This window comes from Brevundimonas sp., from assembly GCF_036659295.1.
Lineage (GTDB): Bacteria > Pseudomonadota > Alphaproteobacteria > Caulobacterales > Caulobacteraceae > Brevundimonas.
In genome coordinates this window covers 1-4,663 of sequence record NZ_JAVXCU010000129.1, presented here as the reverse complement: position 1 = coordinate 4,663, position 4,663 = coordinate 1, and the positions used below count along the sequence as shown (strand labels likewise).

The following is a 4,663-nucleotide window of genomic DNA, read 5'->3' as shown; positions in this document are numbered from 1 at the left end:
TGATGCGGGCGCAAAACCCTGCAGGACCTGCGGTTTCGGGGTTGGTTGAAAACCTGATTTCAATGGGCATGACAACGACGGCGGAACTGCTGGAATTCAGCGCCGATATGGCCCCACCCGCGCGTGTGCTTCAGGCCCTTGGCCTTCAGCATGATGACACCGTGCTTCGCCTTGTGCGCTTGCGCCGACACCAGAACCTGCCGCTTTCTGTCTCGACGGTTTATCTGCCGCACAGTGTGTCGCATCTGGCGGCTGAACATCTGCTGGATGATCGTCCCGTGATCCGTATGCTGGAAGAGGGCGGTGTGCGCCCGCACCGTGCCGAGCAGACCCTTAGCGCGGTACCGGCTGACGACCAGGTGGCCAACTGGCTGGGTCTGGCGGTGTCGTCGCCGGTGATCCGTTTGCGCCGGACCATACTGAACGACAAGGGCGAGCCGCTGGAGCACTATATAGGGCTCTATAATCCCGACCATTACGAATACCATATGATGCTGACCCGCGATAACAGCGCGTCGCAGCCGCAGTGGCGACACATCGGCTAGCTTGTTTCGGACCCCATACATTCGATCTTGCACCCGAGCGCGAAAGGCGATGAAACTCCACGCCAACATCGGCCCGTCAGGGGACTGATGATGTGAGGGGTAATCATGCGTACATCGGTTCGTGCAGCCGGACTTTCGGCTGTTCTATTGGCGACAACATTTCTGACGGCTCCGGCAGGTCTGGCGCAAGCGGTACCGGCCGCCACAGCGCAGACCTCAGCCGAGGCCATTACGCCCGCCGTATCGGGTGTGACGGCGCCCAAGGACTTCTTCGCGCAGGAACCGGGTACGGACTATTATCTGGCTAATTATGACCAGTACGAAGCCTATCTGAAGCGGCTGGCCGAGCAGTCGGACCGGATCAAGCTGGAAAGCTTTGGCACGACCGAAGAAGGCCGTACCCAGTGGATGGGGATTGTGTCGTCTCCGGCCAATCTGGCAAATCTGGAACGCTATCAAGAGATCGCCCGCAAACTGGCCAAGGCCGAGGGTGTGTCCGAAGAAGAGGCGCGCCAACTGGCCGCCGAGGGCAAGGCCGTGGTTTGGATCGATGCCGGTCTGCACGCCACCGAAACCGTAACGCCTCAGGCGCAGGTCCATGTGCTGTATCGTCTGCTGACGGGGCAGGATGCCGAGACGCTGCGGACGCTGGACGACACCATCCTGATCTTTGGCCACGTGAACCCCGACGGGCACCAACTTGTGGCCGACTGGTACATGCGCAATTCGGACCCGCAGGCGCGTTCGTTCCGCGATATCCCGCGCCTGTACCAGAAGTATACCGGCCACGATAACAACCGCGACTCGTTCATGGTGACACAGGCCGAGACGCGCAACGCCAACCGTATCCACTATCGCGAATGGTTCCCGCAGATCGTCTTCAACCAGCACCAGACCGGCCCGCGCGGCATGGTGGTGTTCATTCCGCCGTTCCGCGATCCGTTCAACTATAATTTCGACCCGTTGGTGATGACCACCACCACCGAGGTCGGCACCATTATGCACAGCCGCCTGATCTCCGAAGGCAAGGCCGGTTCGGGTATGGATTCGGCGGCCAACTATTCAACCTGGCACAACGGCATGTACCGTTCGACGCCGTACTTCCATAATGCGGTCGGCATCCTGACCGAGATTATCGGCGGTCCGACGCCGGAACAGATCCCGCTGCTGCCGGATGTGCAACTGGCCAGCAATGACAAGCCCATGCCGATCGCGCCACGCCTCTGGCACCTGCGCGACAGCATCGAGTACCAGTGGACCATGAACCGCGCGGTCATCGACTATGCCTCGCGCAACAAGGAACGCCTGCTGTTCAATATCTGGCGCATGGGCATGAACGGGATCGAGCGCGGCCAGCGCGATAGCTGGCGCATGACGCCGACCATGGTGGACGCCCTGAAGGCGGCGGCGACCGAAACCACGCGTGGTGCGGTTGATCCGGCGCTATTGGATAGCGTGGTACGCACCGCCGAGAACCGCGAGCCGCGTGCCTTTGTGATCCGTCCCGATGACCAGCGCGATCTGCCCGCTTCGGTGGCCTTCCTGAACACGCTGATCCGCAACGGTGTGGACGTAGAAGTCGCCGACAAGCCGTTTACCGCCGATGGCGTCCGCTATCCGGCGGGATCCTATATTGTCCGTACGGCGCAGGCCTATCGCCCGCATGTGATGGATATGTTCACAGCGCAGGATCACCCGCACAACACTGAATACCCCGGCGGTCCGCCCAAGCTGCCCTATGACATGGCGGGCTATACGCTGGCCTTGCAGATGGGGGTCAATTTCGACGCCATTACCGGTGACTTTACCGCGACGGGCGTGCGTGCCGAAGATGATCTGGCGGCACCCGCTGGCCGCGTGATCGGCTCTGGCCGTGCAGGCTATGTGATCGGGCACGAGGCCAATAACAGCTTCATCCTGACCAACCGTCTGCTGGCCGCAGGGATCACGCCGGAATGGATCGGTCAGTCGGTTCGGACGGAATCGCAAACCCTTTCGGCGGGGGCCATCTGGGTGCCTGCCTCGGCCGAGGCCACGCGCATTGTGCGCGAAGCAGTCGGGCCGCTGGGGATTGATGCCCACGCGGTGTCGCGTCGTCCGGTTGGCGAGGCTCTGGCGCTCAAGCCTGTCCGTATCGGTCTGGTTGATCGCTATGGCGGGGTGATGTCGTCGGGTTGGGCCCGCTGGCTGCTGGAACAGTACGAGTTTCCGTTCGAGGTGGTCTATCCGCAGGCACTGGATCAGGGCGACCTGAACGCCAAGTACGATGTGCTGGTCTTTACCGATGGCACGACACCGGCACTGAACGCAGCGGGTTATCGCCGGACGTCCGGTGGAGGACAGCCGAGCGCGGAAAGCATTCCGGCGGACTATCGTGGCTGGCTGGGAGATATCAGTGCCGACATCACGGTGCCGCGTCTGAAGGCCTTTGCCGAGAAGGGGGGCACCGTGCTGACCATCGGTAATGCCAACCGTCTGGCCAGCCTGCTGGGCGCGCCCATCGAGCCGGCTCTGGTCAAGACCGAGAACGGTCAGGTGACGACCTTGAGCACCAGCGAGTTCTTCCTGCCGGGGTCGATCCTGACGGCGGCGGTCGAGCCGTCAAACCCGCTGGCCTATGGCATGGGGGCCGCGTCGGATGTGTTCTTCAGCAATGGCCAGACCTTCCGTCTGACAGGCGACAATGCGCGTTCGGTGGTGCGGTTTGATACCGACACACCGCTGCGCAGTGGCTGGGCGCACCATCAGGAACGCTTGAAGGACACCAGTGCGGTGGTCGATATCGACATGGGCGAGGGCAAGCTGTTCGTCTATGGCGCAGAGGTGATCCAGAGGGCGCAACCGCACGGTACATTCCGTTTGTTCTTCAATGGCTTGCTGTATGGTCCTGCCAGTGCGGCACAAGAATAGATTGTCGGCTATCCTTAGCTCGAACTGATGAAGAGGGGCTGCTGACGCGGCCCCTTTTTTCATGCCTGTCACCTTGGTGTGATTGATGCTTGCGTTATGAGACTGACTATCGCAGTCTGCTTTCAACAAAGAGGGAGGCGTGTCCGGTGGTCTATGTTCTGGGCGGTTGGCAAAGTGATTTTGCGCGAAACTGGGCACGCGAGGGCGTAGAAATCGCCGACGCCTTTGCCGAGGCTTTGAACCATGGCCTTCAGGCAACCGGTCTTGATCCCCACGAAATCGAGACAGGACATGTCGGCAATTTCGTTGGCGAACTGTTCTGTAATCAGGGCCAGTTGGGCGGGTTTTTTGCCCAGACCCATAAGGGTTTTGACGGCATGCCGACCTCGCGCCACGAAGGGGCCTGTGCATCCGGATCGCTGGCCATTCTGGCCGCCATGGCCGAGATCGAGGCAGGGCGGTATGACACGGCCTGTGTGCTGGGCATCGAGATGATGCGCAATGTACCGGGCGAGATCGCGACCCAGCATCTGGGATCGGCGGCATGGTCGGGTCACGAATTTACCGATGCCCGCTATCTGTGGCCGCGCGCTTTTTCTGAAATCGGCGAGGCCTATCAGGAGCGGTTCGGCCTGAAATACGAGCATCTGGGGCGTATTGCCGAGATCAACTATGCCAATGGTCGTCGCAACCCCAATGCCCAGACCCGCAAATGGGCGTTCACACCCGAGAGCTTTACCGCCGACGAAGAGGCCAACCCGGTCATCGAGGGGCTGACCCGTCGACAGGACTGCGGGCAGGTCACGGATGGCTCGGCGGTGGTGTTCCTCGCCTCGGAACGGGCCGCGGCTGATTATGCCAAAAAGCGCGGTCTGAAACTTGAGGACCTGCCGCGTATCAAGGGCTGGGGCCATACGGGGGCGGCGCTGTCGCTGAAGACCAAGCTGGACGCTTCGGCGGACGGCGGTTGGGTGTTCCCGCATGTGAAGAAGGCAGGCGAGGATGCGCGGCGTCGTGCCGGTATTGCCGATGTGTGGGGAATTGATGCCGTGGAAACCCACGACTGCTTCACCACCACCGAATACATGGCCATCGAGCATCTGGGTCTGACAGCGGCGGGCGAGGCCTGGAAAGCCATCGAGGACGGCACCATCGACTTTGATGGCAAGCTGCCGTTCAACCCGTCGGGTGGCCTGATCGGTCTGGGG

The 4,663-nt window shown here is 61.5% G+C and carries 3 protein-coding genes; all 3 read left to right on the top strand.

What is annotated here, in order from left to right; all coding sequences use genetic code 11:
* Positions 1-545: UTRA domain-containing protein (locus RSB01_RS13590; protein ID WP_332625683.1), on the top strand; the 545-nt coding region annotated here is incomplete at its 5' end.
* Positions 546-650: 105 nt separating this feature from the next.
* Entirely contained in the window at positions 651-3,455 is a 2,805-nt protein-coding gene (locus RSB01_RS13585) for a M14 metallopeptidase family protein (RefSeq protein ID WP_332625682.1), read from the top strand.
* 146 nt (positions 3,456-3,601) lie between these two features.
* A partial coding sequence (locus RSB01_RS13580; RefSeq protein WP_332625681.1) for an acetyl-CoA acetyltransferase occupies positions 3,602-4,663 on the top strand: 1,062 nt, incomplete at its 3' end.